This window comes from Pusillimonas minor, from assembly GCF_014237865.1.
Classification (GTDB): Bacteria; Pseudomonadota; Gammaproteobacteria; order Burkholderiales; family Burkholderiaceae_B; genus Neopusillimonas; species Neopusillimonas minor.
Genome location: NZ_JACJUU010000004.1, coordinates 145,480 through 172,165 on the forward strand (window position 1 = coordinate 145,480; position 26,686 = coordinate 172,165).

21 protein-coding genes are annotated in these 26,686 nt (G+C 59.8%); 7 read left to right on the top strand and 14 right to left on the bottom strand.

Annotated elements, in window-relative coordinates:
- Positions 1-2: 2 nt before the first annotated feature.
- Both ggt and GTU67_RS07415 read right to left on the bottom strand, forming a co-directional pair.
- Complete coding sequence (ggt, locus tag GTU67_RS07410) at positions 3-1,760, bottom strand: gamma-glutamyltransferase (protein ID WP_185779458.1); 1,758 nt, start codon at positions 1,758-1,760, stop codon at positions 3-5.
- Entirely contained in the window at positions 1,760-2,677 is a 918-nt protein-coding gene (locus tag GTU67_RS07415) for a LysR substrate-binding domain-containing protein (protein WP_185779459.1), read from the bottom strand. The genes ggt and GTU67_RS07415 overlap by 1 nt, the downstream gene beginning before the upstream one ends.
- A 177-nt stretch (positions 2,678-2,854) precedes the next feature.
- Between GTU67_RS07415 and GTU67_RS07420 the strand changes: the two genes are divergently transcribed.
- Positions 2,855-4,048: an acyl-CoA dehydrogenase gene (locus GTU67_RS07420; RefSeq protein WP_185779460.1), complete on the top strand. Its 1,194-nt coding sequence runs from the start codon at positions 2,855-2,857 to the stop codon at positions 4,046-4,048.
- Positions 4,049-4,219: 171 nt separating this feature from the next.
- Here the strand turns inward: GTU67_RS07420 and purU are convergent, their stop codons facing one another.
- From purU to GTU67_RS07440, 4 genes are read right to left on the bottom strand one after another with little or no spacing between them, the layout of a single operon-like run.
- Positions 4,220-5,068 (bottom strand): formyltetrahydrofolate deformylase, encoded by an 849-nt coding sequence (gene purU, locus GTU67_RS07425; RefSeq protein WP_185779461.1) that lies wholly within the window; start codon positions 5,066-5,068, stop codon positions 4,220-4,222.
- Positions 5,069-5,079: 11 nt separating this feature from the next.
- Positions 5,080-6,198, bottom strand: coding sequence for an FAD-dependent oxidoreductase (locus GTU67_RS07430; RefSeq protein ID WP_185779462.1), 1,119 nt, complete (start codon positions 6,196-6,198; stop codon positions 5,080-5,082).
- Between the two features lie 3 nt (positions 6,199-6,201).
- On the bottom strand, positions 6,202-6,831 hold the full coding sequence (gene pdxH, locus GTU67_RS07435) for a pyridoxamine 5'-phosphate oxidase (protein ID WP_185779463.1): 630 nt from the start codon (positions 6,829-6,831) through the stop codon (positions 6,202-6,204).
- Positions 6,832-6,876: 45 nt separating this feature from the next.
- Positions 6,877-7,527, bottom strand: a complete 651-nt coding sequence (locus GTU67_RS07440; RefSeq protein WP_430459005.1) for a gamma-glutamylcyclotransferase — start codon at positions 7,525-7,527, stop codon at positions 6,877-6,879.
- Positions 7,528-7,608: 81 nt separating this feature from the next.
- On the opposite strand from GTU67_RS07440, the gene GTU67_RS07445 reads away from it, so the two are divergent.
- Positions 7,609-8,421 carry a tRNA threonylcarbamoyladenosine dehydratase gene (locus GTU67_RS07445; protein WP_185779569.1) on the top strand — a complete coding sequence of 271 codons (813 nt, stop codon included), beginning with the start codon at positions 7,609-7,611 and terminating at the stop codon, positions 8,419-8,421.
- Here the strand turns inward: GTU67_RS07445 and uvrA are convergent.
- Positions 8,387-14,164: an excinuclease ABC subunit UvrA gene (gene uvrA, locus GTU67_RS07450; protein ID WP_185779465.1), complete on the bottom strand. Its 5,778-nt coding sequence runs from the start codon at positions 14,162-14,164 to the stop codon at positions 8,387-8,389. The genes GTU67_RS07445 and uvrA overlap by 35 nt on opposite strands.
- 98 nt (positions 14,165-14,262) lie before the next feature.
- Between uvrA and GTU67_RS15500 the strand changes: the two genes are divergently transcribed.
- A complete protein-coding gene (locus GTU67_RS15500) occupies positions 14,263-14,391 on the top strand; it encodes a hypothetical protein (RefSeq protein ID WP_255416184.1) in 129 nt (42 codons plus the stop codon).
- 148 nt (positions 14,392-14,539) lie between these two features.
- On the opposite strand, the gene GTU67_RS07455 is transcribed toward GTU67_RS15500, so the two are convergent.
- Positions 14,540-15,058: a hypothetical protein gene (locus tag GTU67_RS07455; RefSeq protein WP_185779466.1), complete on the bottom strand. Its 519-nt coding sequence runs from the start codon at positions 15,056-15,058 to the stop codon at positions 14,540-14,542.
- 97 nt (positions 15,059-15,155) lie between these two features.
- Here GTU67_RS07455 and ettA point away from each other — a divergent pair, with 97 nt between their 5' ends.
- Together ettA and GTU67_RS07465 are read left to right on the top strand one after the other, a co-directional pair.
- On the top strand, positions 15,156-16,829 hold the full coding sequence (gene ettA, locus GTU67_RS07460) for an energy-dependent translational throttle protein EttA (protein WP_185779467.1): 1,674 nt from the start codon (positions 15,156-15,158) through the stop codon (positions 16,827-16,829).
- 211 nt (positions 16,830-17,040) lie between these two features.
- Complete coding sequence (locus tag GTU67_RS07465) at positions 17,041-17,268, top strand: YMGG-like glycine zipper-containing protein (RefSeq protein WP_185779468.1); 228 nt, start codon at positions 17,041-17,043, stop codon at positions 17,266-17,268.
- A gap of 819 nt (positions 17,269-18,087) precedes the next feature.
- On the opposite strand, the gene minE is transcribed toward GTU67_RS07465, so the two are convergent.
- From minE to GTU67_RS07485, 4 genes are all read right to left on the bottom strand, one after another.
- The gene (gene minE, locus GTU67_RS07470) at positions 18,088-18,357 is read right to left on the bottom strand and encodes a cell division topological specificity factor MinE (protein ID WP_185779469.1); all 270 of its coding nucleotides are present in this window, start codon (positions 18,355-18,357) and stop codon (positions 18,088-18,090) included.
- 1 nt (position 18,358) lies between these two features.
- The gene (gene minD, locus GTU67_RS07475) at positions 18,359-19,174 is read right to left on the bottom strand and encodes a septum site-determining protein MinD (protein ID WP_185779470.1); all 816 of its coding nucleotides are present in this window, start codon (positions 19,172-19,174) and stop codon (positions 18,359-18,361) included.
- A 76-nt stretch (positions 19,175-19,250) separates the two neighbouring features.
- Complete coding sequence (gene minC, locus GTU67_RS07480) at positions 19,251-20,135, bottom strand: septum site-determining protein MinC (protein WP_185779471.1); 885 nt, start codon at positions 20,133-20,135, stop codon at positions 19,251-19,253.
- Positions 20,136-20,232: 97 nt separating this feature from the next.
- Positions 20,233-21,990 carry a glutamine--tRNA ligase/YqeY domain fusion protein gene (locus GTU67_RS07485; protein ID WP_185779570.1) on the bottom strand — a complete coding sequence of 586 codons (1,758 nt, stop codon included), beginning with the start codon at positions 21,988-21,990 and terminating at the stop codon, positions 20,233-20,235.
- A 124-nt stretch (positions 21,991-22,114) separates the two neighbouring features.
- Between GTU67_RS07485 and GTU67_RS07490 the strand changes: the two genes are divergently transcribed.
- Together GTU67_RS07490 and GTU67_RS07495 are read left to right on the top strand one after the other, a co-directional pair.
- The gene (locus tag GTU67_RS07490) at positions 22,115-23,455 is read left to right on the top strand and encodes a cytochrome ubiquinol oxidase subunit I (RefSeq protein ID WP_185779472.1); all 1,341 of its coding nucleotides are present in this window, start codon (positions 22,115-22,117) and stop codon (positions 23,453-23,455) included.
- Positions 23,452-24,501: a cytochrome d ubiquinol oxidase subunit II gene (locus tag GTU67_RS07495; RefSeq protein ID WP_185779473.1), complete on the top strand. Its 1,050-nt coding sequence runs from the start codon at positions 23,452-23,454 to the stop codon at positions 24,499-24,501. Before GTU67_RS07490 ends, GTU67_RS07495 begins: the two co-directional genes overlap by 4 nt.
- Here GTU67_RS07495 and GTU67_RS07500 read toward each other — a convergent pair.
- Positions 24,498-25,931, bottom strand: coding sequence for an ATP-binding protein (locus GTU67_RS07500; protein ID WP_185779474.1), 1,434 nt, complete (start codon positions 25,929-25,931; stop codon positions 24,498-24,500). The genes GTU67_RS07495 and GTU67_RS07500 overlap by 4 nt on opposite strands.
- Positions 25,931-26,632 carry a response regulator gene (locus tag GTU67_RS07505; protein ID WP_185779475.1) on the bottom strand — a complete coding sequence of 234 codons (702 nt, stop codon included), beginning with the start codon at positions 26,630-26,632 and terminating at the stop codon, positions 25,931-25,933. The genes GTU67_RS07500 and GTU67_RS07505 overlap by 1 nt, the downstream gene beginning before the upstream one ends.
- Positions 26,633-26,686: the final 54 nt, after the last annotated feature.

Consider the following 26,686-nt stretch of genomic DNA (forward strand, 5'->3'; position numbering starts at 1 on the left):
TTTTACTGCCCCAGCGCCAGGCCCTCGCGACGAGGGTCTGCGCCGCCGTAAAGGCGGCCGTCCGGGGTACGCACAACGCCTTGCAGGCCGCTGGGCATGGCACGTTCGGTAACCCGGTGCCCCATGGCTTTTAAAGTAGCCACAACCCCTGTCAACGACGTGTCGGCTTCAATTTCGGTGCCGTAGTTGCGGCTGCCGCGGTTGGGCAGGTTAATGGCCTGCTGTATATCCAGCCCGTACCCCAGTACTCCCAGCAGCGTCTTGGCGACATAATTAATGATGGCCGTGCCTCCTGGCGCGCCGATGGCCATATGCAGGGCATCGTCTTTAAACACCATCATGGGTGACATGGCGCTTTTAGGGCGCTTGCCGGGTTCGACCCGGTTGGCCAACGGGCGGCCGTGCTCGTCGACCCCCGCCAACGAAAAGTCGGTGAGCTGGTTATTTAGCAAGAAACCGTGAACAAACAGTTTGCTGCCAAAGGCCGACTCAACCGAAGTCGTCATCGACACGGCGTTGCCGTTGGCGTCGACGATTGAGACGTGGGTTGTTGAGGGTGTGTCGGGGCTGTTGTCGGTGCCAAACCTTGCCAGGTCAGCGCCTGGTGGTTGCCCCGGCCGGGCTTTAGGTATGGCGTGGTCCGGGCGGATCAGTTGCGCCCGCTGTTGCAGATAGTCGGGGTCCAGCAAGCCTTGTACGGGCACGGGCACAAACGCCGGGTCGGCAATGTAGATATCGCGGTCGGCATAAGCCAGCTTGCCCGCCTCGGCAAAGTAATGAACGGCCTGCGCGCTGTCAGGTGCATAGTCCAGAATGGGCGTGTGTTCAAGTATTGACAATATTTGCATGACCGCAATGGGCCCGGAGCTGGGTGGGGGCGGGCCGCATAACCGGTAGGCCAGATAGGGTGCGCACAGCGCCTGGCGCTTTATGGGCCGATACGCCGCCAAGTCAGTTAGCGACAAGTCGCCGGGGCGATCGTGTGACTGAACAGCCTGTACGACAGCCTGGGCGACCGGACCGCGGTAGAACGCATCGACCCCTTCGGCGGCGATACGGCGATACAACGCGGCCAGCGCGGGGTTTTTAAGCGTATGCCCGACAGGCCAGGGTTTGCCGTTTGGTGCGTAAAAGTAGCTGCGGGCGCTGTCGCTGCGGTACAGACTGCGGCTGCCTGACACCAGGGTATGCAGGCGTGGCGACACCGCAAAACCTGATTCGGCCAAACGGATGGCCGGTTCGAAAAGTGTTGCCCAGGGCAGACGGCCGTGTTCTTTGTGCATCAAGGCCAGGCCGTGCAGCAGGCCGGGTACGCCAACCGACAAGCCGCTGTTGACCGCGTCACCATAGTCAAGAACACTGTCGTTGTCATGAAAACGTGACTTCTGTGCGTGCGCCGGTGCGGTTTCGCGCGCATCGTAGACCGCGAGTTGCGCGTTGGGCTTATCGTAGGCAAGTATGAAGCCGCCCCCGCCAATGCCTGAAGACTGCGGTTCGACCAGCGTGAGCACCCATTGGGCGGCGATGGCGGCATCGGCGGCGCTTCCGCCGGCCGCAAGGATGTCAAATGCTGTCCGGGTGGCCAACGGGTTGGCGGTAGAGGCCATGAAGGTTGATGCCGTTGCCAGGGCGTGGTCACCACGCCCGGTTGCCGCCTCCGGGTCTGGCGGCGGTTCGTTCGGGTTAAGGGCCGAGCAACCTGCACCCAGAATTAGTAAAAGATTTGCGCAACAGTGTTTGAGTGCCGACCCGAGTCGCATCAGGTGTCCTTCTTTTGTGATGTAGGTAAATCGGCGACCAGTTCGGTCAACCATTGTTCAAAGGCCTTCAGGGCGTCGCCTTGTTCGACATAGGCAGGGTAACTGAAGTAGTACGACTGCCGCATGGGCAAGGCGCCTTCAAAGGGCACAGCCAGTTCGCCGCTGGCCAGGGCTTCGCGCGCCAGAAAACGCGGTATTAACCCCACGCCCAGGCCCGCCTGTACGGCGGCCAGCACCATGGTGAAGAGTTCGTAGCGGGGCCCGGCGGCAATAGAGGGGCTGTAGGCCAGGCCTTGGGTACGATACCAGTCACGCCACGCATCGGGGCGCGACATCACGTGCAAGTGGGTTAACGACGACAGGCCTTCCGGGCTATTTCTGGCGGCTTCGTACAGTTGCGGGATGCAGACGGGCAACATGGCTTCTTCGTCGAACAGTTTGATACCCCGCGTACCGGGCCAGGGTTGTTCTGCATGGTAAATGGCCGCGTCGAAGGGGTGATCGGCAAACTGAAACGGTAGCGTGCGCACCGACAGGCTGACGGCAATATCGGGGTGCCGGGCACGTAACTGGGGCAAACGCGGGATCAGCCACGTGGTGGCCAGGGTGGGCAATACGGCAATGTGCAGGCTGTGGCCAACGCCCGCGCGCGACATCAGGCCTACGGTGTCTTTTTCAAGCTGCTCAAGGTGGTGTCGCACGCGCGCGGCGTATTCGGCGCCCGCGTCTGTCAGGGCGATACGGCGCCTAACGCGGTTGAACAGCGCCACGCCCAGGCGTTCTTCAAGGCCCGTCACCTGGCGGAATACGGCACTGTGGGTAAGTGAAAGCTCTTCGGCCGCCCGCGAGAACGACCCCAGACGTGCGGTGGCTTCGAAGGCCTGCAACGCCCCAAGATTGGGTACACCGTTTCTCATTGTTTTCCCGCAATAGATTCAACGTGCGCATTTGTCACGACATTGTGCAATTTTATCAATTGCATTGTGCTTATAACTCACATAACCTGTTGCTACTCGCCGCAGTCCGCTTGTCAGCGGCCGTTTTTTCGGCAAAAATACTTTAAACCTAAACATATCCCTACGGAGCACCTCATTATGTCATCGGCCCCCTCATTCAACTGGGAAGACCCCCTGTTGCTCGACTCGCAACTTACCGAAGAAGAGCGCATGGTGCGCGACGCTGCTTATGCGTACGCCCAAGACAAGCTGGCCCCTCGCGTCCTCGAGGCTTTCCGTCACGAAAAAACCGATGCCGCCATCTTCCGCGAAATGGGCGAGCTCGGCTTGCTCGGCGCCACCATCCCCACCGAGTACGGCGGTTCGGGTCTGAACTACGTGTGCTACGGCCTTATCGCCCGCGAAGTCGAACGCGTCGACTCCGGCTACCGCTCCATGATGAGCGTGCAGTCGTCACTGGTTATGGTACCCATTAACGAATTTGGCAGCGAAGCGCAAAAACAGAAGTACCTGCCCAAGCTGGCCAGCGGCGAATGGATCGGCTGCTTCGGCCTGACCGAACCCAACCACGGCTCCGACCCCGGCGGCATGGAAACCCGTGCTGTAAAAACCGCCAGCGGCTACAAGCTGTCGGGCGCCAAAATGTGGATCACCAACTCGCCTATCGCCGATGTTTTCGTAGTGTGGGCCAAGTGCGTCGGCGGCGACTTCGACGGCAAGATCCGCGGCTTCATCCTTGAAAAAGGCATGAAAGGCCTGTCGGCCCCTGCCATCCACGGCAAGGTCGGCTTGCGTGCTTCTATTACGGGCGAAATCGTCATGGACGAAGTCGAAGTCAGCGACGAACAAATGATGCCCGGCGTCAGCGGCTTGCGTGGCCCGTTCACCTGCCTGAACTCGGCGCGTTACGGTATTGCCTGGGGTGCTTTGGGTGCCGCCGAATTTTGCTGGCACACCGCACGTCAGTACACACTCGACCGCAAGCAGTTTGGCCGCCCTCTGGCACAAAACCAGCTTATTCAAAAGAAACTGGCCGACATGCAAACCGAAATCACGCTGGCATTGCAAGGTTGCCTGCGTTTGGGTCGCATGAAAGACGAAGGCACCGCTGCCGTCGAAATCACGTCCATCATGAAGCGTAACTCGTGCGGCAAGTCGCTCGACATCGCTCGTTTGGCGCGCGATATGCTGGGCGGTAACGGTATCTCCGACGAGTTCGGTGTTGCCCGTCACCTGGTCAACCTCGAGGTCGTCAATACCTACGAAGGCACCCACGACGTTCACGCCCTGATTCTGGGTCGTGCACAAACCGGCTTGCAAGCGTTCTTTTAATACGTTTTCGGCCCTGGGCCGGCGGCCTGGCCCGCCGGCTGTCCAAATAAAAACCCCCAAGCTTTTTAGTGAAGCTTGGGGGTTTTTGTATGGGGCGGCTTGCTGGCGCTGCGATGACGTTAACGTTTTTCAGAGGCCTGCAGCTATCGCCGCTACCTTGCGGCTTGGGTGTTAACGGAACACCACCGTGCGGTTCTCATTGAGCAAAATGCGATGCTCGACATGGCTGCGAACCGCGCGGGCCAGCACCAGGGATTCGACATCGCTGCCGACCTGGGTTAATTGCTGTGCGCTCATGGCATGGTCGACACGTTCGATGTCTTGCTCGATGATTGGACCTTCGTCCAGGTCGGACGTGACGTAGTGGGCAGTGGCGCCGATAATTTTCACGCCACGGGCATGTGCCTGATGGTAGGGGCGTGCACCCTTGAAGCTGGGCAAGAAACTGTGGTGAATGTTAATGGCCCGGCCAGACAAGGCCTTGCACATTTCGGGCGACAAAATTTGCATGTAGCGGGCCAGTACGACCAGGTCGATTTTTTCTGATTCGACCAGGTCGAGAATTTTTGCTTCTTGCTCGGCCTTGGTTTCGGGGGTGACCGGGAAGTGATGGAACGGCACGTTGTGGGCTGCGGCCATACCGGCGTGGTCGTTATGGTTCGACACGACACCCACCACGTCGACATTCAACTGACCGCTATGGGTGCGGAACAGCAGGTCGTTAAGGCAATGTCCTTGCTTGCTGGCCAGAATCAGCAATCGGGCCTTGCGTTTGGCATCGTAAATACGTGCCTGCATTTCGAATTTCTCGGCGACGGGCGCAAACCGGGCTTCCAGGGCGTCGGCGTCGTGGTGTTCGGGCAACTTGAAATGCACTCGCAAAAAGAAGCGCTCGACTTCAGTGTCGCCGAACTGCTGCGCGTCGATAATATTGCCGTGAAGGGACAGCAACCAGCCGGTGACGCTGTGCACGATACCAATACGGTCTGGGCAAGACAAAGTCAGAATGTAGTCGTTCATTGTGGTGTGTTTCAGGTAAGTGTTCGAGTCTCTGGTTGCCGGCATACCCGGTGTGCAATGGCCAGGCTCGCGGTCAGGCCGGGTGATTCTATCCCCAGCAAATGCAGCAAGCCTTTAACGCCGTGCGTTTCAGGGCCGGCAATAACGAAGTCTGCGGCAGGAGCGCCTGGGGGTACTATTTTAGGGCGTATTCCTGTATAAGCCGGAACCAGCGCATCGTCGGGCAAATTTGGCCAGTATTGTCGCACGGCGGCGTAAAAGGCGGCGCCCCGACCCGGGTCAAGGCGGTAGTCTATGGTGTCGACCCATTCGGTATCCGGGCCGAAGCGGGCCTGGCCGGCCAAGTCCAGCGTTAAATGTATGCCCAGTCCGGCGATGTCGGGCATGGGGTAAATCAGTCGTGAGAAGGGCGAGCGGCCCTGCAGCCCAAAGTAGGTGCCTTTGCAGTACCACGCTTTGGGCATAGGGTGCTGTGTCTGCCAGGGGAGTCGGGTGGCGATGTCGGGCGCGTGCAGCCCTGTTGCGTTGATGACGTTGCGCGCTGTCAGTGTGGTGGGTGATTCACCCCCAAAAGACAGCCGGAACAGGCCCGAGTTGAGTAGGTCGCCATGCGTTAAGGGCGTGCGAAATACTACCTGGGCGCCCTTGTGCTGTGCATCGCCCAGCAAGCTCAGCATCAGGCCGTGGCTGTCGATAATGCCGGTTGAGGGTGACCACAGGGCGGCCGTGCATTGCAGCTCGGGCTCAAGTGCCTTGGCCTGTTCGCCCGACAGCCATTGCAGGTCTTGCACCCCGTTTTGCTCGGCCTGACGCGCCAGCGCTTTAAGTTTATCCAGTGGGTTGGCCGATGTGGCCACAATCAGTTTCCCTGTTTGCCGGTGGGCAATGCCATATTCGCGACAGTGCGCGTACAGCAGGGCTTTGCCTTCAATACACAATCTGGCCTTGAGGCTGTTGGCGGGGTAATAGATACCCGCATGAAGGACCTCGGAGTTGCGGGCGCTGATACCGGTGCCGAACTGGTCTTCGGCCTCGACGATAAGGACGTCTCGCCCTTGCTGTGCTAAGGATCGTGCAATGGCCAGCCCAACGACGCCAGCGCCCAGAACGACACAATCAATATCGGCCACAGGTTACGGGGCCAGACGCTGCAAGGCCCATTGGCCGTCGGGCTGTTGGGTAAAACACAGCCTGTCGTGAAGGCGCGAAGGGCGACCCTGCCAGAACTCGACGCGATGCGGCGTCAGCCGATACCCGCCCCAGTGTGTGGGCCGGGGGGGCTGGTTGCCCAGTTTGGCAGTGAAATCTGCAACACGTTGCTCGAGGGCGTCGCGGCTGATGGGCTGGCTTTGCGGTGACGCCCAGGCGCCAATGCGCGACTCGAGTGGGCGGCTGTGAAAGTATTCGTCGGATTCTTCGGCCGGTACTTTTTCGACAATCCCTTCGAAACGCACTTGTCTTTCGAGTTCGGGCCAGAAAAACAAGAGCGCGGCGCGTGGCGACGCATCGAGTTGTTGACCTTTGTCGGAGTCGTAGTTGGTAAAAAAAACAGGGCCGCGGGCGTCGAACCCTTTGAGCAGGACGATACGGGCCGAGGGTTGACCATTCTGGACAGTGGCCAGAGTCATCGCGTTGGGCTCGGCAACTTCAGCCTTCAGGGCGTCGTTAAACCACGCGCTGAACTGCTCGAAGGGGTTGCTGGCGATGGCGTTTTCAAGCAAGACGCCTTTGCGGTACTGCTGTCGGATATCGGCAATGGACATGTGGACGATGAAATATGAGTGAGCGTTTAAAGGCGACGTAGGGGCTTAGGACGGCGCTGCCCCGTTCAGTTGGCGTACCAGGTCGTCAAGCTTGCGATCGTGAATACCGGCGTCTTTGAGCGCGCGGTTGGTTTCAATGACGTACTCGATACACGGTCCATAGGTACCATGCGCTCGCCGCACAATGTCGACCAGCTGGTGTGTTTGCAGGCCGCGGACGTAACTGTCTTTGGTTTTGTCCATGGTAAATACCAGGGCGCCGACGGCGCCATGCGGCGTATGACAGCCCAGGTGACGCGGCACGTAGGCGCCGCTGGGCATTTCGCGTTTCCAGAGTTCGTCGAGCACGTCGGGGACATGCCTGGCGGCAACCCGATACACCATGCCGCGGCACGAGCCCCCGTTTTCAAGGCCGAACACCAGGCCGGGCTGCTCGGGCGTGCCCCGGTTGATGCGCGACCACAGGCACAACGAACGATGATAGCCGCGCACCAGCGCCAGCCGCCGCTCGACATATTCGAATTCGGGTCGCCAGACCAACGAACCATAGCCAAAAACCCACAGGTCGTGGCCTTTTTGCCAGTGTTTCAGATAGTCTTCAAGCGACGCGCGCCGCTCGTCGTCGGTCAGGCGCCGAAAGGCATGGGGGTTGGGGATATGGCCGGGGGGTGAAAAGGGCTGCGATTGTGTCACGATACTTGCCGGAAACTTCGGGTGCCGCGGATCGGGCATGGTCTAATAGTAATACGACCCGACCCACAGTTCCATGATGTCATGATGCAAATTCCAGAACCTGTTGATACAGAACGACGCTTCGGCGGCCTGGCGCGCTTGTATGGCGACGATGCCCCGGCCATTTTGCAGGGGGCGCATGTTGCCGTAGCAGGCTTGGGGGGCGTGGGTTCGTGGTGTGCCGAAGCACTGGCGCGTTGTGGCGTGGGTGCGCTTACCCTGGTCGATCTCGACCATATCGCCGAGTCCAATATCAATCGTCAGCTGCATGCGTTGTCGGCAACGCTGGGGCAGTCCAAGGTGCAAGCCATGGCCGACCGGGTCGCGGGTATCAACCCCGGTTGCCGGCAGGTGCTGGTCGACGACTTCGTATCCCCAGAAAACGTTCAGACGTTGTTCCCCGACGATGTCGATGTCATCATCGACTGCACCGATCAGGTCTCGGCCAAGCTGGCCATGATTCTCGAAGCGCGTCGTCGAAAAATTGCCGTGGTGGTTTGCGGCGGGGCGGGGGGTAAAACGGCCACCACAGCGCTGCGGGCGTCCGACCTGTCGGTTACGCAAAACGATGCCTTGTTGGCAAAGTTGCGCAATACCTTGCGCCGCCAGCACGGCTACCCACGGGCGGCCGCAGCTGCGGGTAAGGCGCCGCGTCGCATCCCTAAAATGGGCGTGCGCGCGGTCTGGTTCGACCAGCCCGCCATCTTGCCCTCGTTGTGGCAAGCCGGCGAAGCGGCATCCGGCCCGCAAGGCTTGTCGTGCGCGGGCTATGGCTCTGCCGTGATGGTGACGGCAACCATGGGGATGGCCGCCGCCGGCGAGGCTATTCAGTGGTTGCTGACCCGCCGCTTTCCATAAACGCTTTCAGTACCCGCCCGGTGTGCGACGTGTCGGCGCCGGCCATCAGTGCTTCGGGCGCACCCGCCATCACGAGTCGGCCACCCTGGGTACCGCCTTCGGGGCCCATGTCGACGATCCAGTCGGCTTCTGCAATGACATCAAGGTTGTGCTCGATAACAACCACGGTATTGCCCGCGTCGACCAGTCGGTGCAAGACGTGTGTCAGCTTTTCAACGTCGGCCATCGACAACCCGACGGTCGGTTCATCGAGCACATAAAGCGTGTGCGGTGCGCTTGACGCGCGCCCGGTGGTGATGACGCCGTCGGTCAGGCGGGCTTTGGTCAGTTCTGTCACCAGCTTGATACGTTGCGCTTCGCCGCCCGACAGCGTGGGCGAGGGCTGGCCCAGTGTCAGGTAACCCAACCCCACGTCTTGCATCAGTTTGAGCGCACGCAAGGTTTTTGGATGTGCTGCAAAATGTTCGATGGCGTCGTCCACATCCATTTTCAGCAAGTCGCCTGCGCTTTTATCTTGCCATTTGACATCCAGTGTGTCGCGGTTGAAGCGTTCGCCGTTGCAGGCATCGCAAGGTACCTTGACGTCTGGCAGGAAGCTCATTTCGATGGTGCGCAACCCCTGGCCTTCGCAGATGGGGCAGCGGCCTTCGCCGGTATTGAAGGAAAAGCGTGCCGCACCCCAGCCACGCAGTCGTGCATCGCGCGTACTGGCGAACAGCTTGCGGATGTCGTCCCAAAAGCCCACGTAGGTGGCGGGGCAGGAACGCGGTGTTTTGCCGATAGGCGTCTGGTCAACTTCGAGCACGCGGTCAATGATGTCGTAGCCGGAAATTTGCGTGCAGCCTTGCCATTCGGGGGTGGTTTTTTTACCGACGACACGCGCCAGGTTGTCGAGCAGGACTTCGCGCGCCAGGGTCGATTTCCCCGAACCCGACACGCCGGTAATGATGCTCAGGCGGCCGATGGGGATGTCGACGTCAACATCTTGCAGGTTGTGCAAGCGGGCGCCTTTCAAGTGTATCCAGCGGTCGTGTCCATTAACGTCGCGTCGTGGTCGCGCCGGATGTTGTACGGGGTGTTTCAGGTAGCGACCCGTCAGCGACTGGGGGTCGTTCATCAGGTCTTCGACAGTGCCTTGCGCCACGACGCGGCCGCCGCGCACCCCGGCGCCCGGGCCCATGTCAATCACGTGTGCCGCGCGACGGATGGTGTCTTCATCGTGTTCGACAACGACCAGGGTGTTGCCATTACCTTCGAGTTTGGCCAGGGCATTGAGCAGAATTTCGTTGTCGCGCGGGTGCAGGCCGATGGTGGGCTCGTCGAGCACATAACACACCCCCTGAAGGTTGGACCCCAGTTGGGCGGCCAGCCTAATACGTTGTGCCTCGCCGCCAGACAGCGTGGGGGCGGAGCGGTCGAGCGCCAGGTAGCCCAGGCCGACGGTTTCCATGAAATTCAGGCGCCCTTTGATTTCGGTCAGAATGTCGCGGGCGATTTCGGCTTCGCGCCCGCGGCTGACAAGGCCGCTGAAAAAAGTTTGCGCCTCGGCGACCGACTGTGCCGTAAGCTGGGTAATAGATTTGTCGCGCCACCGGAATGCGCGTGCCTGCGGGTTAAGCCGTTCGCCGTTGCAGGCTTTGCAGGGCTGGGCTTCACCTTCGTACCATGCGTTCCATGCGGTTTCTTCGCCGGTCTGGGTGTCGTCAAACCCTTGCAGATGCAAACCGGTACCGAAACAACTGGTGCACCAGCCGTGCTTGGAGTTGTACGAGAACATACGCGGGTCGGGCTCGGGGAAGCTGGTGCCGCAGCACGGGCAGGCCCGCTTGACCGAGAAATGGATTTGCGCCGGGTGGTCGGACAGCAGATGCATGTTGCGTTCAAGCGAGGCGGTCTGGTGCGTTAACGGCGACAACACACTCAGGCTGCCGTGCCCGAACTCCAGGGCAGTGCGCAAGGCACGGCGCAGTTCAGTTTCGTTGGCCGGGTCAACGACCAGGTCGGCCACGGGCAGCTCAAGGGTGTGTTCTTTGTATCGGTCGAGCCGTGGCCAGGGGCTGACCGGCGTAAATTCGCCATCGACACGCAAGTGCGTGTAGCCTTTGCCGGCGGCCCATTTGGCCAGATCGGTGTAATAGCCTTTACGTGCGGTCACCAGGGGCGCCAGTATCCCGATGTGTTCGCCTTTGTTGTCGCGCAAAATTTGCGCGGCGATCTGGTCGGCCGTTTGCGACTGCACAGGCACATTGCAGTCGGGGCACATCTGCGTGCCCAGCTTCACATACAACAGGCGTAAAAAGTGGTGTATTTCGGTCATGGTGGCCACCGTCGACTTGCGGCCGCCGCGGCTGGTGCGCTGCTCAATGGCAACGGTGGGCGGGATGCCGTAAATGGCGTCTACGTCGGGCTTGCCCGCCGGCTGGACAATGGCGCGGGCGTACGCATTTAATGATTCGAGGTAGCGGCGCTGGCCCTCATTGAACAGAATATCGAAAGCCAGCGTCGATTTGCCCGACCCCGATACCCCCGTAATGACGGTAAACGTGTCGCGCGGGATTTGAACGTTGACGCCCTTCAGGTTGTGTTCCCGGGCATTCAAAATATCAATGGTTCGCGACGTCTCTCGGTAAGCCGGGGTGGGTTCGGCCAGCGGGGCAACGGCCGCAGTGCCTGCGCCCGAAGTCGCATTGCCTGTGTCGCTGTAGCTTGTGGCATTGGCATGTGCTGCGGGGGACGTTGCCACGCCCGCGCCAACGATAGACCGCTCGTATTCGGTTAATGCCTTCCCGGTATGTGATACCGGGTGCGCCATCAGGTCGGCAGGCGTGCCGGCGGCCACAATCTGCCCGCCCGCATCACCGCCTTCCGGCCCCAGGTCAATGACCCAGTCGGCTGCCCGGATCACATCAAGGTTGTGCTCGATAATCAGCAACGAATGCCCAGCCGCCAGCAATTTGCGAAACGCGCGCATCAGGCGGGCGACATCGTCGAAATGCAGGCCGCTGGTGGGTTCGTCGAATAAAAACAGACTGCCTTTTTTAGCCACTTTGGCCGAGGATATCCCGCTGCGTGACGCGGCGGCCAGATGTCCGGCCAGTTTCAGGCGTTGGGCTTCACCGCCCGACAGGGTGGGTACGGGTTGCCCCAGCTTGACATACTCCAGGCCGACGTCGGCCAGTGGGCTCAGCCCCCATTGCACGTCGCGCAGACCGGCAAAGAAATCAAGCGCCTCGCGCACCGTCATGTTCAGCACGTCGTCGATAGACGCCGTGCGGCCTAAATGCTCAACACGAACCTCAAGAATTTCGGGTCGGAACCGTTTGCCGTCGCAGTCGGGGCAGCGCAGATACACATCTGACAAGAACTGCATTTCGACGTGCTCGAAGCCAGTGCCGCCGCATGTCGGGCACCGGCCGTCTCCGCTGTTGAAGCTGAAGGTTCCTGGTGTGTAGCCGCGCTCTTTGGACAGGTCGGCCTGTGCGAAAAGTTTGCGGATGGCGTCGAACGCACCCACATAGCTGGCCGGATTCGATCGGGCGGTTTTCCCGATGGGGGTTTGGTCGACCATGACCACGTCGGCGATTTGCTCGGCGCCCAGCAGGTGGTCGAACTCGCCTGGCGCTTCGGTGGGTTTGCCCTGACGTTTAAGCAAGGCCGGATACAAGACATCTTGGATGAGGGTGGACTTGCCGGAGCCAGAGACACCGCTGATGCAGACAAGCCGCCCCAGGGGAATGGACACCGACACGTTCTTGAGGTTGTTGGCGCGGACGCCCTCCAGCAACAGTTTGGGTGTGGCGGGCTGAACAGCCAGCGGGCGGGGCGCTTCGACCCGCAGCCGGTTGCCCAGGTAGTTGCCGGTGAGCGTGTCGGCTTCGCGCAGTTGCGCGGGTGTGCCGTCGAATGTAATGTGCCCGCCGCGTTCGCCCGGCCCGGGGCCGATGTCCAGAATGCGGTCGGCGGCCACCATGACTTGCGGGTCGTGTTCAACCACAACCAGGGTGTTGCCGTTGTTGCGCAGGCGGTGCATGACTTCGACAATGCGGTTCATGTCGCGGGGGTGCAGGCCGATGGAAGGTTCGTCGAGAACGAACAGGGTGTTGACCAGCGATGTACCCAGGGCGGTCGTGAGGTTGATACGTTGTACTTCGCCGCCCGACAAGGTGCGGCTTTGGCGGTCGAGCGATAAATAGCCCAGGCCGACGTCGCACAGGAAGTCGAGGCGGGTGCGCACTTCGGTCATCAGAAGATCAAGCGCGGCATCAAGCGCATCGCCGAAGCTGAGCGTCTGGAAGAAACTGCGGACCTGCTCGATGGGCAGGCGCATCAGATCGTGCAGACCAAGCCCGGGCAGTGCATTCAGCTTCGCATCGTCAAACTGTGCGTGAACCGGCTTGAAGCGGGGGTAAAGCGGGTTGACCGGCACATACGATTCGCCCAGTCGCCACAAGGTGGCGTCGGGCTTGAGCCGGGCGCCGCCACAGCTTGGGCAGGGCGTGTAGCTGCGGTATTTCGACAGCAGCACGCGCACATGCATTTTGTAGGCCTTGGTTTCAAGCCAGTCAAAAAAACGTTGCGCACCATACCACTGCGTTTTCCAGGCTTGCGGGCCGCCGCGCCAGGCCGGGTCCCCCTGAATGACCCAATGCCGCTCTTCGGGCGACAGTGCTTTCCAGGCGACGTCCAGGCGTATGCCTGCCGCGCCGGCATAGTGCTGCATTTCAGCCTGGCACTCTTTGTAGCTGGGGCTTTGCCAGGGCTTTATAGCCCCTTCGCGTAGGGTTTTGGTCTCGTCGGGTACCACCAGGCCGTAATCGATGCCCATGACCCGACCAAAGCCCCGGCAAGCTTCGCATGCGCCCAGTGGCGAGTTGAACGAGAAGGTGCTGGGCAGCGGCCGGGCATAGTCGATATTGCATTGCGCGCAATGCAGCCGGTTGCTAAAGCGCCAGGCGCTCTCGGGGCCCTCGGCGCTGTCGGAGGCATAAACGGTGATATGGCCGTCGCCTTGCCTGAACGCGGTTTCAAGGGCCTCGGCCAGGCGACCCGGGTCGACATTGCTAAAGCGGAAACGATCCTGGATGACATGCAGGACACGTCTGGACGTCGGGGCAGTTGTGCCTGATTTTTTGGCGGCCTTGCCTTTTTTTTGAGGCGCATGGCTTGTGGCATCGGCGGCGATATCGACCGTTTCTTCGTGGTGGATGCGGGTGTAGCCTTGCTGGTCGAGAAAGCCGCGGATTTCGTCTTCGGTAAAGTTGGCCGGGATACGGATAGGAAAGGTGATGACCAGACGCGGGTCGGTGCCGGCGGTACGTTCGGCCAGGGCGTGGCGCACGGTGCCGGCGTCGTCTTGTATGACCTGGTTGCCGCAGCAGTGGCAGTACAACTGCCCCATGCGGGCAAACAGCAGTTTCAGGTGGTCGTTCAGCTCGGTCATGGTGCCCACGGTGCTGCGCGAATTGCGCACGGGGTTGACCTGGTCGATGGCGATGGCCGGCAGTATGCCCTCGATGCGGTCGACCTGGGGCTTGTCCATGCGGTCGAGGAACTGGCGCGCGTAGGGTGAAAACGTTTCAACGTAACGTCGTTGGCCTTCGGCGTACAGGGTGTCGAACGCCAACGAACTCTTGCCCGACCCCGACACCCCGGTAACGACCAGCAGTTCGCCGGTATTGATGGTGACGTCAAGGTTTTTCAGATTGTTCTGGCGGGCGCCGAAAATGCGAATTGAAGAGCTCATAGGTGACAGCAGCTATAGGGGATTTGGGGCAACGGCCAAGTTTACGGTAGAATGGTGGGTTAGTTGTAGTTCAAGACCCGCTATTCGGAGAATTCATCATGGCAGAAGTCAAGCGTAACCGGCGCAACACGATCGAACGTCGTTGCCTGGGCAAAGCGTTCAAGCGTTTGTTTATTAAATCGCCCAAAGGCGTATTTAAAATGCTCGAAAAAGTAAAAAAGGCCTGATTCCAGGTGCTTTTTTATAAAACCCGGTCTTTTGGCCGGGTTTTGTTTTTTGGCTCGGGTATGTTTGCCTCAGAGCGTAGCGCGCTAGCGTGAACCGGTGCCCAGCTTTTTTGCGTAGCGTTGGCTGCTGCCCCGCTGCGCGTTGCGGTTAATGCAAATTGGGGGGCGCCCGATGCGGGCTGAACGCATCGCCCTCATTGGCATCGTCGTCGTCGTCGTCGCTATCGTCTTCATCGTCGTCAAGGTCGGGCAAGGGCTCGTCGCTTAGCTCGAAGGGCAAAATGCCGCCGATGTCATCGCTCCAGGCCACCTCTTCGCCTTCATGGTCCACCTTGATGAACCTGACGCCTTCCAGATCTGACAACTGTATGGCCCACAGATATTCGCAGTCATAGACTTCGTCTTTGATGTCCATGCCCCCTTTGTTGCCAATGATGCGGGCATTTTGGCCGCCAATCGCCACAATCACGTGGTTGTCGGCCTGGTCGGCGACATCGAGCGGGATGCCGAATACGACCCATTCGAAGCCGGTTTCGTCAGCATCAATAATTTCGGCCAGCACGGGCTTGCCAATGTAGGCGCTCAGCGCGTCGGCGGTGCGGCCCAGGTAATCGATTTCTTCGTCGGTAAATGTCAGCGGCTGCGGGGGCGTTAATGTGTTGGCCATGGCTTGCAATCTTCGGGTCAAACCGCCATTTTAGTTTTATTTACCAAGACGGCCTACAATCGTCTTTTGTCTTACTTTTACGGGTTCCTTTCATAGCATGGCTCAATACGTTTACACCATGAATCGCGTGGGCAAGATCGTGCCCCCGAAACGACAGATTCTGCGTGATATTTCGCTTTCTTTTTTCCCGGGGGCCAAAATTGGCGTGCTCGGTCTGAACGGTTCAGGTAAATCGACACTGCTGAAGATCATGGCGGGTGTCGACAAAGAAATTGAAGGCGAAGCCGTGCCCATGCCGGGCATCAAAATAGGTTATTTACCCCAAGAACCGCAACTGAACCCCGAGTCCACGGTGCGACAGGCGGTTGAAGAAGGTTTGGGCGATGTGTTCGAAGCGCGCAAGCGCCTTGACGCCGTCTACGCGGCCTACGCCGAGCCCGAGGCTGACTTCGACGCGCTTGCGGCCGAGCAGGCCGAACTTGAGGCCGTGATCGCAGCCGCCGCATCCAGCGGGGCCGACGACATCGAAACCCAAATGGAAATCGCCGCCGACGCCTTGCGTCTTCCGCCTTGGGATGCCGTTGTCGGCAAATTGTCGGGTGGTGAGAAGCGCCGTGTCGCCCTGTGCCGGTTGTTGTTGTCCAAGCCCGACATGCTTTTGCTCGACGAACCCACCAACCACCTCGACGCCGAGAGTGTCGAGTGGCTGGAAGTGTTTTTGCGCAAGTTCCCGGGTACCGTTGTGGCTGTAACCCACGATCGCTACTTCCTGGACAACGCTGCCGAATGGATTCTGGAACTGGATCGCGGTCACGGTATTCCCTGGAAGGGCAACTACAGTTCGTGGCTCGAGCAAAAAGACAACCGTCTGAAGCAAGAAGAGGCCAGCGAGTCGGCCCGTCAGCGCACCATCAAGAAAGAGCTTGAATGGGTGCGTCAAAACCCCAAAGGCCGTCAGGCCAAGGCCAAGGCGCGTCTGGCTCGCTTCGAAGAGCTGTCGTCTCACGAATACCAGAAGCGCAACGAAACCCAGGAAATTTTCATTCCTGTGGCCGATCGCCTGGGTAACGAAGTGATTGAATTCGACGGCGTCAGCAAAGCATTTGGCGACCGTCTGCTCATCGATAACCTCAGCTTTAAAGTCCCTCCAGGGGCTATCGTCGGCATTATTGGCCCTAACGGCGCCGGTAAATCAACGCTGTTCCGCATGATTTCAGGTGTCGAACAACCCGACTCGGGTACGGTAAAAATCGGGCAAACCGTCAAGGTGTCGCATGTCGATCAGTCTCGCGATGCCCTGGCCAACGACAAAACGGTCTTTGATGCGTTGTCCGATGGCGCCGATCTGATCACGGTGGGCAAGTTCGAGATGTCGTCCCGTGCGTATCTGGGGCGCTTCAACTTCAAGGGCAGCGACCAGAACAAGCAGGTCGGTAATTTGTCCGGGGGCGAACGCGGCCGCTTCCACCTGGCCAAAACATTGATTGCCGGCGGCAACGTCCTGATGCTCGACGAACCTTCGAACGACCTTGATGTCGAAACACTGCGTGCGCTTGAAGACGCCTTGCTCGAGTTCGCCGGCACAGTCATGGTCATCAGCCACGATCGCTGGTTCCTTGACCGTATCGCAACGCATATTATGGCGTTCGAGGGTGATTCTCAGGTGGTGTTCTTTGACGGCAACTATCAAGAATACGAAGCCGACAAGAAGCGTCGTTTGGGCGAAGAGGGTGCAAAACCAAAGCGTATACGCTACAAAGCACTCAAGTGAGTTGTTACAAATTGCGGGGTGCCAATTGTCCGACAATGGGCGGGCGTCTCCGCAGTTACGCTGTTACGGTTCTGACGTTAGCCTTAATTTTTCTTGGGTTGCCTGTTCATTTCCTGATACATTGTTTGCGTAAGTTCACATTTGACGCCCGAAATTTTGGCAATCTAGAGTCATCGCAGACATCAACCTGCACATTATTCAGGAGGTCATCATGACATTGACGACAATTACAAAACTTGCTGCTGTTGCTTTGGTTTCAGTAGCCGCCGCCGGCTGTTCTAGCTGGGACAGCATGAGCAGCCGCCAGAAAGGCGCAGTCACCGGCGCCGGTGTAGGTGGTGTGGCGGGTGCAGCCATTACCGGTGGTAGTGTGTTGGGCACCGTGGGTGGCGCGGCAATTGGTGGTGTGGTCGGCGATCAAATCGGCAAGCATCAGTAAACCAGTAGTTGCTTCAGGCAAGAACGGTCACCTTTGCGGGTGGCCGTTTTTTATTGGGGCGCATTGCTGTTGCTGCGCTGATCGGGGGCCATGGGCCGCAGGCATCGCACGGCCCCTTTGGGGCTGCCCATCGGCCAAACGCCGCGCGAGGCGATTGCGGAACTCACGGGATCGGCCAGCCCCCGGCTGGTCGAAAACGCTCCGTTCGAACAGCCGCAATCTTGCCTCCTCGCGCAACGCTTTGCCGATGGCGTGCTCAAAGCCTGCAGCCCATGGCCCCCGATCAGCGCCGGGTTATCGTAATTCGTTCGTTGCTTGCTTTTCAGCTATCGTTAATTACCTGACACCTTATAGCTGACATTCTATAACTGACCTCCTCTACTTGAGATCCGATGCCTGGGCATTCTGCATCCTATGCCTTTTTGATGTTTACTTTCTACGTTCGACGATTGAGGACGTTTTTTCAGGACCTGAGTGCGTTTATTCAGGCCCGAATATGTTGTGACCCTTAGGTGCCGGTTTGGCCTGGGTGGGCCCAAGGGCTTGAGCACGCCGTCGAACGGGCGTCGACCGAGGATGCAAGTGCGCGACTGTTTGAGCCGGCGGTTTCGACCCACTGGGTCGTGCCGGCGAGTTTCGCGCACGCCTCGGGCAGCGTTCGTTTGGCGGGTAGCCCCGCAGGGGCCGTGCGATGTCCCGCCGGGCCTGCCCAGGCCAAACCGGCGCCTGCAAGCACTCAGACAACCTAACTCAGCATTAACTGCCGCAGAATAAAAAAACGGCCACCGAAAAATGGTGGCCGCTGTTTGGGTAACGCGTTTAAACCCGCCGCGCCTCGACTTGCGGCATTTCGATCTTGACCTCGAGTACCTCGAGCGAATCGTGTCGGTCGACGTTGACCTTGATGTCGTCCGGATTGATTTTCACGTACTTCGAGATGACCTCAAGCAGCTCTTTTTGCAGCTCGGGCAAAAAGTCGGGCGCTTTGCTGTCGCCACCGCGTTCGTTAATAAGAATAAGTTGCAGCCGGTCTTTGGCCACACTGGCGGACGTTTTCTTTTGGCCGAGCAGGAAAGACAAAAAAGACATATCACTTCCCCCCGAACAGGCGCTTCAGGAACCCGGGCTTTTCGTAGTCGATGAAACGCAGCGGCTTTTCTTCGCCCAGATAGCGAGCTACCACATCCTGGTAGGCCAGCGAGACATCGCTATCACGCATGTGAATGGCGGGCACGCCCTGGTTCGAGGCCTGCAATACCATTTCAGATTCGGGAATAACGCCGATGAGTTTGATGCGCAAGATGTCTTCGATGTCTTGCAAAGACAGCATCTCGCCGTCGACCACACGCTTGGGGTTATAGCGGGTAAGCAGCAAGTATTCTTTGATGGGCTCGTCGCTGTGAATGGCGCGGTGTGATTTGGACGACAAAATGCCCAGAATGCGGTCAGAGTCGCGAACCGAGGAGACTTCGGGGTTGGTAACGACGATGGCATCGTCTGCAAAATAAGACGCCATCAGCGCGCCAGTTTCGATACCCGCGGGTGAATCGCAGACAATGTATTCGAAACCCATGTCTTTCAGGTCGTTCAGGGTTTTTTCAACGCCTTCTTTGGTCAAGGCGTCTTTGTCGCGCGTTTGTGACGCCGGCAAAATGTAAAGGTTTTCAAGTTGCTTGTCGCGAATGAGCGCTTGCTTGAGTGTTGCTTCGCCCTGGATGACATTGACAAAGTCGTACACCACCCGCCGTTCGCAACCCATGATGAGGTCGAGGTTACGCAGGCCGACGTCGAAGTCGATAACGACGGTTTTGTGCCCCCGCATGGCCAGGCCGGAAGAAAAGCTGGCACTGGTGGTTGTTTTCCCCACACCGCCTTTGCCGGAAGTTACTACAACAATTCGCGCCATGACGATATCAATCCCTTAAGTGTTTTTGTGAATCACGTAATCGTAATGCAAAACCGCCGCAACATGGCAGCGGCGCCTACCCTTTTGTACCAAGCGGCACAATCTGTAAAGTTTCGCCCTCGAGCTGGACGATGGCGGGTTGGTTTGCCAACGCTGGATCAAGCGCCGATTCGACCACGCGATACACGCCCGCTACCGCGAGAAGCTCGGGGTTGAGCTGGGTGGTGAATATTTTTGCGCTGGTATCGCCACGCGCGCCCGCCATGGCTTTGCCCCGCAGCGGGCCGTAAACGTGGATATTGCCGTCGGCAATGACCTCGGCCCCCTGGCTGACCATGCCAATGACGATCAGATCGGTGCCCCGCGCGTAGATGCGCTGGCCCGACCGTAACGGCCGGTTGATGACCATGGTGGCCGTGGGCGGGTTGCCGGCTACTGCGGCCCCGGGTTGGCCTGACGAGGTCGTTGTGCTTTGGCCACCGGTCGGGGCGGCTGTTGCGCCGGTTTCAGCGGGCGTGCTTGCAGGTTCTGTTTTGGCCGATTGAGCGTCTGTTTTGATTTTGGTCGAAGGTGCAGCAGGCTTGGCGACGACGGGTGGAGGGGCTGTTTCGGCGGGCGCCGGCGCCCGGGTTGCCGGGGCGCTGGACAAGTCGACAGGTTCGAGGCCGCATTCGCCGGCCAGCTTGAGGTTGTTGTCGTTGGCCATGACGCCGATAGGGCGCAACTGGTGTTCGCGCAGCGCACTGACCAGTGCGGGCCAGTCGACGGTGTCGTTCAGGCCTTGCGCATCGATAACCACGGCTTCGTTTTCGAAGAAACTGCCGGCGTCGGCCATGCGCTGGTCAAGCGACGCCAGCAACTCGGACAGATCGGCGCTGTGCAGCACAACGCGTACGGCATAGAGCGTGGCGCTTTTGAAGTCGAGCGCCAGAGGATTTTTTTTATGAGACGAGTCAGTCACAGCATTAGGTAACGGTAGCAGTCATTAGATTTGTGTGGAAGGCAACGCCATGGGTTTGGCGTATTTTGCCTTCAGTGCCAGGGGGATGCAATGTGTCTTAGACCCAGGTGTCACGCAGCGTCACGGCGCGGTTCAGCACGGGTTTTTCGGGGGTCGAGTCGACACGGTCGGCCACAAAGTAGCCCAGACGCTCGAATTGCCAGATTTTGTCGGGCGAGGCCACCGTGCCGGGTTCGAGCCAGCCTTGGACGACCTGGAAGGAATCAGGATTAATGGCTTCGAGGAAGTCTTTGTCGCCCGCATCGGGGTGCGGGTCGGAGAACAGGCGGTCGTAGAGCCGGATTTCGGCCGGGATGGCGTGTGCGGCGCTGACCCAGGTAATGTTGCCTTTGACTTTGACAGCCGACGAGCCGGGCGTGCCGCTTTTGGTGTCGGGCATGTACTCGGCGTGGACTTCGGTAATGTTGCCGTTTTCGTCTTTGACACAGCCGGTGCAGGTGACGATATAGCCATATTTGAGCCGAACAGTATTGCCCGGGAAAAGCCGGAAATATTTTTTGGGCGGGTCTTCGCGGAAATCGTCGCGTTCGATCCAGAGTTCGCGGCTGAACGGGAACTCGCGTTGCCCGCCTTCGGGGTCGTGCGGGTTAAGCGGGGCGTGGCACAGCTCGGTTTGGCCTTCGGGGTAGTTGGTAATTACCAGTTTGACCGGGTCGAGAACGGCCACACCGCGGTCGGCGATGGGGTCGAGGTCATCGCGCAGGGCTTGCTCGAGAATGCTGTAGTCGATGCGGGAATCGGCCTTGGACACGCCCAGACGTTCGCAGAACAGACGGATGGCGGCCGGGGTGTAGCCGCGTCGACGCAAGCCGGCCAGCGTCGGCATGCGGGGGTCGTCCCAGCCTGCAACGTGGCCTTCGCGTACCAGTTGCAGCAGCTTGCGCTTGCTGGTGACGACGTAGCTTAGGTTAAGACGCGCAAATTCGTACTGGCGCGGCAATGGCTCGGCCAGCTGGCCGAGTTCGACAAGGCGGGCAAGTATCCAGTCGTAAAAGGGCCGCTGGTCTTCGAATTCGAGGGTGCAAATACTGTGCGTGATGCCTTCGAGTGCGTCTTCGACAGGGTGCGCCCAGGCGTACATGGGGTAAATGCACCAGGCATCGCCCGTGCGATGGTGATGCGCATGGCGAATGCGGTAAAGCACCGGGTCGCGCATATTCATGTTGGGCGAGGCCATGTCGATTTTGGCGCGTAGCGCCATGCTGCCGTCGGCGTGCTTGCCTTCACGCATTTCTTGCAGCAACTGCAGAGACTCGTCGGCCGGGCGATCGCGCCAGGGCGAATTGGTGCCCTTTTCGGTCAGGGTGCCGCGCGTGGCGCGCATTTGCTCGGGGTTTTGCTCATCGACGTAGGCATAGCCGCCGCGAATCAGCGCTTGCGCAAAACCATACATGGTTTCGAAGTAGTCGCTGGCGAAGTAAAGGTTGGTTTCGCCGTTGTGCTCCCAGTTGAAGCCCAGCCATTGCACGGTGTCGATGATGGCGCGTACGTACTCGTCGTCTTCTTTCTCGGGGTTGGTGTCGTCGAAACGCAGGTGGCATGCCCCTTGGTAGTCGCGTGCCAGGCCAAAGTTAAGGCAAATACTTTTGGCGTGCCCGATGTGCAAGTAGCCGTTGGGTTCGGGCGGAAAACGCGTGCGGATCTTGGCGACGTCGGGCTCGCCTTGCTGCTGCACGGCGGCGGGGCCGGGTATGCCGGCCCAACGCTTGCCCGCAAAGCGATGGCTTGCCAGGTCGTTTTCGATAATAGTGCGCAGAAAGTTTGAGGGGGCAGGTGAGCTGGATTCGGTCGACATAGAAGCGGGCACGAACGTGCGATACATGGGAGCAATACAAAAGAAGCATTTTGCCACGTTCTGCACTATTTGCCTGTCTACCCGTCCGCGGTTAGCATTATGTGGCGTCCAACTTTGGCAAATCATGACGAACTCACCACTTTGGTTGTCCCAGCTCCAGTTTTTTTTCAGTCTGGGTTTTCTGGGGCTGTTTCTTTTGACGCAGGTCGGGCTGGCCTGGGTACTGGTTTTTTTCAAGCTGCGTGCCCGGGGCGGGGTTCAGTCGCGCTACGTGGCGGCGTACCGGTTTTGGGTCAGGGTGTTTGCGCTGACGGCCATACTGGTGATGGCCGCCGGCGTGCCTGTGCTGGTGCAGCTGGGCAGTGTCTGGCCCGGGCTCATGAGCAAAATAGGTAATGTGGCCGGCCCGTTAATGGCTGCCGTCATTATTACCACCTTCGTTTTTAAATCATGTTTTCTGGGGGCGATGCTGTTTGGGCAGCGCCGCATGTCCGACGCGCTGCACACCCTTATGGTTGTGCTGGTTGCCATAGGCCTCACGCTCGCGTTGGCCTGGGCAATGGTGTTGATGTCCTGGATGCAATCCCCGGCAGGGGCCGACTTGGCCGATGGCCAGTACCGTGTGGTTGACTGGTATGCCTTGGTCTTTAATCCCTTTTTCCTGTGTTTCCTTGGGTTGGCGCTGGTCATTTCGGCGTTGGTGGCGGGGTTCCTCATGATGGGTGTAACAGCGCGACACTCGTTGCACCACACGGTCGACGATACCGATCGCAGTGTTTTTCAAACGGGTCTGGGTCTGGCGGCGGCCGGCAGTGTGTTGCTGTTTGTCCTTTTGGCCGTATACGGTGTGCAGGTCGCGGCAACGCAGCCGGCCAAAGCCGCTGCAACGGCTGCCTACTGGGTCTCGGGCTCCGCGCCCGACCTTCCGCTCCTGGCCTGGCCCAGCGAATCCGGTGCACGCAATCTTTTTTCAGTGGAGTTGCCTGACCTGGCGCGACCTTGGCTGGGGGTTGATGAAATCGGTGTGTCGTTGGGGCTCGACAAGTTCGCAGGCATGCATGCGCCGGTGGCGCTTACGTTTTGGTCCTGGCGTTTGTTGGTGCTGTTGGCGGGCGGCGTGTTCTTCTTCAGCTGGCTTACGTTGCTTTATGTGCGTCGTCATGCCTTCGAACTGACGGCACTGCCGCAGGGGTGGCGGCGCGGGCTGTCGGCGTGTCGCTATGTGGGTTGGGCGTTGTTGGGCCTGCTTATGGTCCACGTCTGGCTGGGTCAGGCGCCTTTTGCGGTATATGGCACTGTTACGCTGGCCGAAGTGGCGGTCTCTGAAAGCACCGACATCTTGTTTGCGACCACGCTGGCCTATGGCGTTGTGTATGTGCTGCTGTTGGCCGGCTTTATTCAGTTATTGAATTATTCAGTGCGTTATGGCGTGGTGCCTGTGGCGCGACGCAGGGGGCGCGCATGATCGACACACTGGTTGCCCTGTTGGGCATCGACGCCCATGCGCCCGAATTCTGGATGCCGCTGGTGTTTATGGCGGTGTTCTACGCCATTATTGTGGCGGGCACCGTCCTCGATGGTTTTGACATCGGGGTGGGGTGTCTGATGCCGTTTGCCTCGGCTGAATTGCGTCCGCGCATGCTTGCGTTGCTTAGCCCATGGCGCGATGCCAACGAGTTTTGGCTGCTGCTGGGGCTGGGGCTGTTCCTCACGACCTTCCCCAACGCCTGGGGTACGGTCATGCAGGCTTTGTATCTGCCTATGGTCTTGCTGGCCATTGGCGTCATGGTGCGTTCGGCGGCCTTCGAGCTCCGGCTGCGTGCGCCCGTGCATTTGCAAAACCGCTGGGCACTGGCCTTTGCGTCGGGGTCGTGGTTAACGGCTTTCGCGCACGGGTTTTTGCTGGGTCGTATTGTTGTGGGTTACGAGCCGGGAACCGGTTACTTCTGGTATGCGGTTTTTGTGGGGGCTTGTGCTGTTGCGGCCTACAGTTTGCTGGGCGCAACGTGGCTCATCATGCGCGAACCGGGCGAGCTGCGCATTCGGGCGGCCTGGTGGGGGCGGCAATCTGTACGCTGGGCGGCAGCGGGGTCGGTGGCGGTGTCGTTGGTTTTGGCCTTTGCCAACACGGGCGTATTTTTGCGCTGGAGCGACGGCCCGCAATGGGCCGTTGTTGTCGGGCTTTGGGTATTTACGCTGGTCAGTTTCATGACCATTGAAATGAGCCTGCAACGCACAATTCAGTACAGCCATCGGGTGACGGCGCTGCCCTTTGTCATGACGTTGCTGGTCTTTTTGATCACGCTGGGCGGCCTGGGGTACAGCTTTTTCCCGTATCTGGTCCTTGACGATATTACGGTCTGGGACGGCGCTGCATCGGTCGAGACCTTGCGCCTGGTTCTGGCGGCGGTGGTCGTGGCCTTGCCTGTGGCGCTGGTGTTCAATATTTGGGTGTACTGGCGGATGTTCGGTTTGTCCAAGGCGCCCAAACCGCCGCAGTTCAGGCTTTAACTTGCCTGCCTGGGCAGCATGGGCAGGGTAATGGTTATGGCCAACCCGCCCGACGCCGCTTCGCCCAACGTCATTGTGCCCTGATGAGCCTTCACAATGGCCTCGGAAAGCGCTAGCCCCAACCCCACCGAGCCGGTCAGCGTACGGGCGTCGTCCAGCCGTGAAAACGGCCGTAAAGCCTCGGCGCGACGTTCGGGATCAATGCCCTTGCCATGGTCGGCAATGGTGATGACGGCGTGGTGTTGGGTTGCCGATAGCGAAACCTCGACAGGCGGGGCCGCGTGGTTAAGGGCATTGGTGACAAGGTTGTCTATCAGCCGGGCCAGTGCGGTGCGATCGGCGCTGATCATGACGGGTGTGTCTGGCAATGCGGTCATGTGCACTTCGCTGCCGGCGCTTTCCCAGGCACTGATTTGCTCTTCAAGCCAGTGGTGCAGGTCAAGCGGGGCAAATTTGTAGGTACTTAAATCGGTGCCGCGCACAAACCCGATGAACTGGTCGATGATGCGTTGCATGTCGTGGATATCTTTACGGAAACCTTCTTGCGCTTCGGTATTGTCGAGCATTTCGGCGCGCAGCCGCATGCGGGCCAGCGGGCCTTTCAGATCGTGGGGCAGGCCGGCCAGCAGGGTGCGTCGGACTGTGTCGGATTCGGCCAGGGTGTCGAGCATGGCATTGAAGCGTTCGCCCAGACGGCGCGTTTCGGTGGGGCCGGCGGGCTCGACCCGCTGGGGCTTGCCGGCGGCCAACTGGTCGGCGGCCCGCGATAGCCGGGTAAGCGGCCGCGTGATGTGCCACGAAAAAGCCGCAGCAACAAGCAGCAGTAACCCCATGCCACCCAACCACGCCAGAATGGCCGGTGTGCTGACAGGCGGGGCCAGTTGGTCTAACGGGATGACCAGCCACTCTTGGGCATTGCTATCGGGGTTTTCGTCGGGAACCAGCGAAATATACAGACGTGGCACGGGCCCGCGCGATAGCCCGACACGTGTGCCGTCGTCGAGCCGTGCGTTCAGGGCATCGACAAAGTAGCGTAGCTCGCGGCGCAAGTCGGTATCGGGCGGAGGCTTGGGCGGCGTGGCGCCCTGGCCCGGCCGATGATGCCCGGCGTTGTTTTGGCGGATGCGGCGCTCGAGCCGCGCATTGGCCGGCAATGTGCGCGACCACAGGCGCCACTCGTTGCGCGAGGCCTGACGAACAAAATCGGCCCGTTCTGCCGCCGGTACTTTGGCCAGCGATTGGCGCAAGGTACGGATGGTTGTCGCCGTGACTTCGACGGTGACCTGTTCGGTAAATTTTTGCCGGAAATGCGCGACCGTCGCCAAGGTGGCCGCCTGAACCACCAGCAGGGTGCCCAGCGTGAGCAGAATCAGGCGTGCGCTGAGCGAACGCGGCACAAGTACGCCGAGTTTGTTATTAAAGCCGGCCATTATGGCGAGAACCGGTAGCCAATACCCCACACGGTTTGAATCCAGCGCGGTTGTTTGGGGTCGTCTTCGATGGCGCGGCGCAGGCGCAGTACGGCAATGTCGATGGCCCGGTCGTTGCGTTCGCCTTCGTCGTCGTCGCGGGCCAGCGCCAGCAGGCGCTCGCGCGACAGCGGCTTGCCGGGGTTGCGTATCAGTGCTTCCAGAAGGTTGACTTCGCCGCCGGTGAGCTTGATGGCGGTTTCGCCTTTGAACAGCTGGCGCAGTACCGGGTCGAAGCGAAATGGTCCGAACTCGACGGCTTGTTCTTTGACCAGGGCCGATGCGCCTTTTTTGCGTCGTAATACGGCCTCGATGCGTGCCAGCAGCTCGCGCGGGTCAAAGGGCTTGCCCAGGTAATCGTCGGCGCCGGCCTCCAGGCCGATAATGCGGTCAACGGTTTCGTCTTTGCCGGTAAGCAAGATGACCGGGATGTCTTCCCCCTGCTGACGCAAGCGGCGGCAGGCGTCGGCGCCATCGCCGTGGGGCAGCATGCGGTCAAGCACGATCAGGTCGGGTGCATAGCGTTCGATGCGCATTTCGAGATCGCGGCTGTCGGGCGCCAGCAGCGTGTCGTAGTGGTGCCGGTTGAGGTAGTCGGCCAGTAACTGGCGCAGGGCGGGGTCGTCGTCGACGACCAGCACTTTGGTCAGGGGTTTTTCCATAGCCTGAAGTTTGCGCGATCGGGCAGCGTCGGGCAAGCGCTTCGAAATAAACTG

What these genes read in the sequence shown, in the direction of transcription:
- ggt (WP_185779458.1), bottom strand. Translation starts at nt 1,760, where the DNA reads ATGCGACTCGGGTCGGCACTCAAACACTGTTGCGCAAATCTTTTACTA.
- GTU67_RS07415 (WP_185779459.1), bottom strand. Translation starts at nt 2,677, where the DNA reads ATGAGAAACGGTGTACCCAATCTTGGGGCGTTGCAGGCCTTCGAAGCC.
- GTU67_RS07420 (WP_185779460.1), top strand. Translation starts at nt 2,855, where the DNA reads ATGTCATCGGCCCCCTCATTCAACTGGGAAGACCCCCTGTTGCTCGAC.
- purU (WP_185779461.1), bottom strand. Translation starts at nt 5,068, where the DNA reads ATGAACGACTACATTCTGACTTTGTCTTGCCCAGACCGTATTGGTATC.
- pdxH (WP_185779463.1), bottom strand. Translation starts at nt 6,831, where the DNA reads ATGTCCATTGCCGATATCCGACAGCAGTACCGCAAAGGCGTCTTGCTT.
- GTU67_RS07445 (WP_185779569.1), top strand. Translation starts at nt 7,609, where the DNA reads ATGCAAATTCCAGAACCTGTTGATACAGAACGACGCTTCGGCGGCCTG.
- uvrA (WP_185779465.1), bottom strand. Translation starts at nt 14,164, where the DNA reads ATGAGCTCTTCAATTCGCATTTTCGGCGCCCGCCAGAACAATCTGAAA.
- GTU67_RS15500 (WP_255416184.1), top strand. Translation starts at nt 14,263, where the DNA reads ATGGCAGAAGTCAAGCGTAACCGGCGCAACACGATCGAACGTCGTTGC.
- GTU67_RS07455 (WP_185779466.1), bottom strand. Translation starts at nt 15,058, where the DNA reads ATGGCCAACACATTAACGCCCCCGCAGCCGCTGACATTTACCGACGAA.
- ettA (WP_185779467.1), top strand. Translation starts at nt 15,156, where the DNA reads ATGGCTCAATACGTTTACACCATGAATCGCGTGGGCAAGATCGTGCCC.
- GTU67_RS07465 (WP_185779468.1), top strand. Translation starts at nt 17,041, where the DNA reads ATGACATTGACGACAATTACAAAACTTGCTGCTGTTGCTTTGGTTTCA.
- minE (WP_185779469.1), bottom strand. Translation starts at nt 18,357, where the DNA reads ATGTCTTTTTTGTCTTTCCTGCTCGGCCAAAAGAAAACGTCCGCCAGT.
- minD (WP_185779470.1), bottom strand. Translation starts at nt 19,174, where the DNA reads ATGGCGCGAATTGTTGTAGTAACTTCCGGCAAAGGCGGTGTGGGGAAA.
- GTU67_RS07485 (WP_185779570.1), bottom strand. Translation starts at nt 21,990, where the DNA reads ATGTCGACCGAATCCAGCTCACCTGCCCCCTCAAACTTTCTGCGCACT.
- GTU67_RS07490 (WP_185779472.1), top strand. Translation starts at nt 22,115, where the DNA reads ATGACGAACTCACCACTTTGGTTGTCCCAGCTCCAGTTTTTTTTCAGT.
- GTU67_RS07495 (WP_185779473.1), top strand. Translation starts at nt 23,452, where the DNA reads ATGATCGACACACTGGTTGCCCTGTTGGGCATCGACGCCCATGCGCCC.
- GTU67_RS07500 (WP_185779474.1), bottom strand. Translation starts at nt 25,931, where the DNA reads ATGGCCGGCTTTAATAACAAACTCGGCGTACTTGTGCCGCGTTCGCTC.
- GTU67_RS07505 (WP_185779475.1), bottom strand. Translation starts at nt 26,632, where the DNA reads ATGGAAAAACCCCTGACCAAAGTGCTGGTCGTCGACGACGACCCCGCC.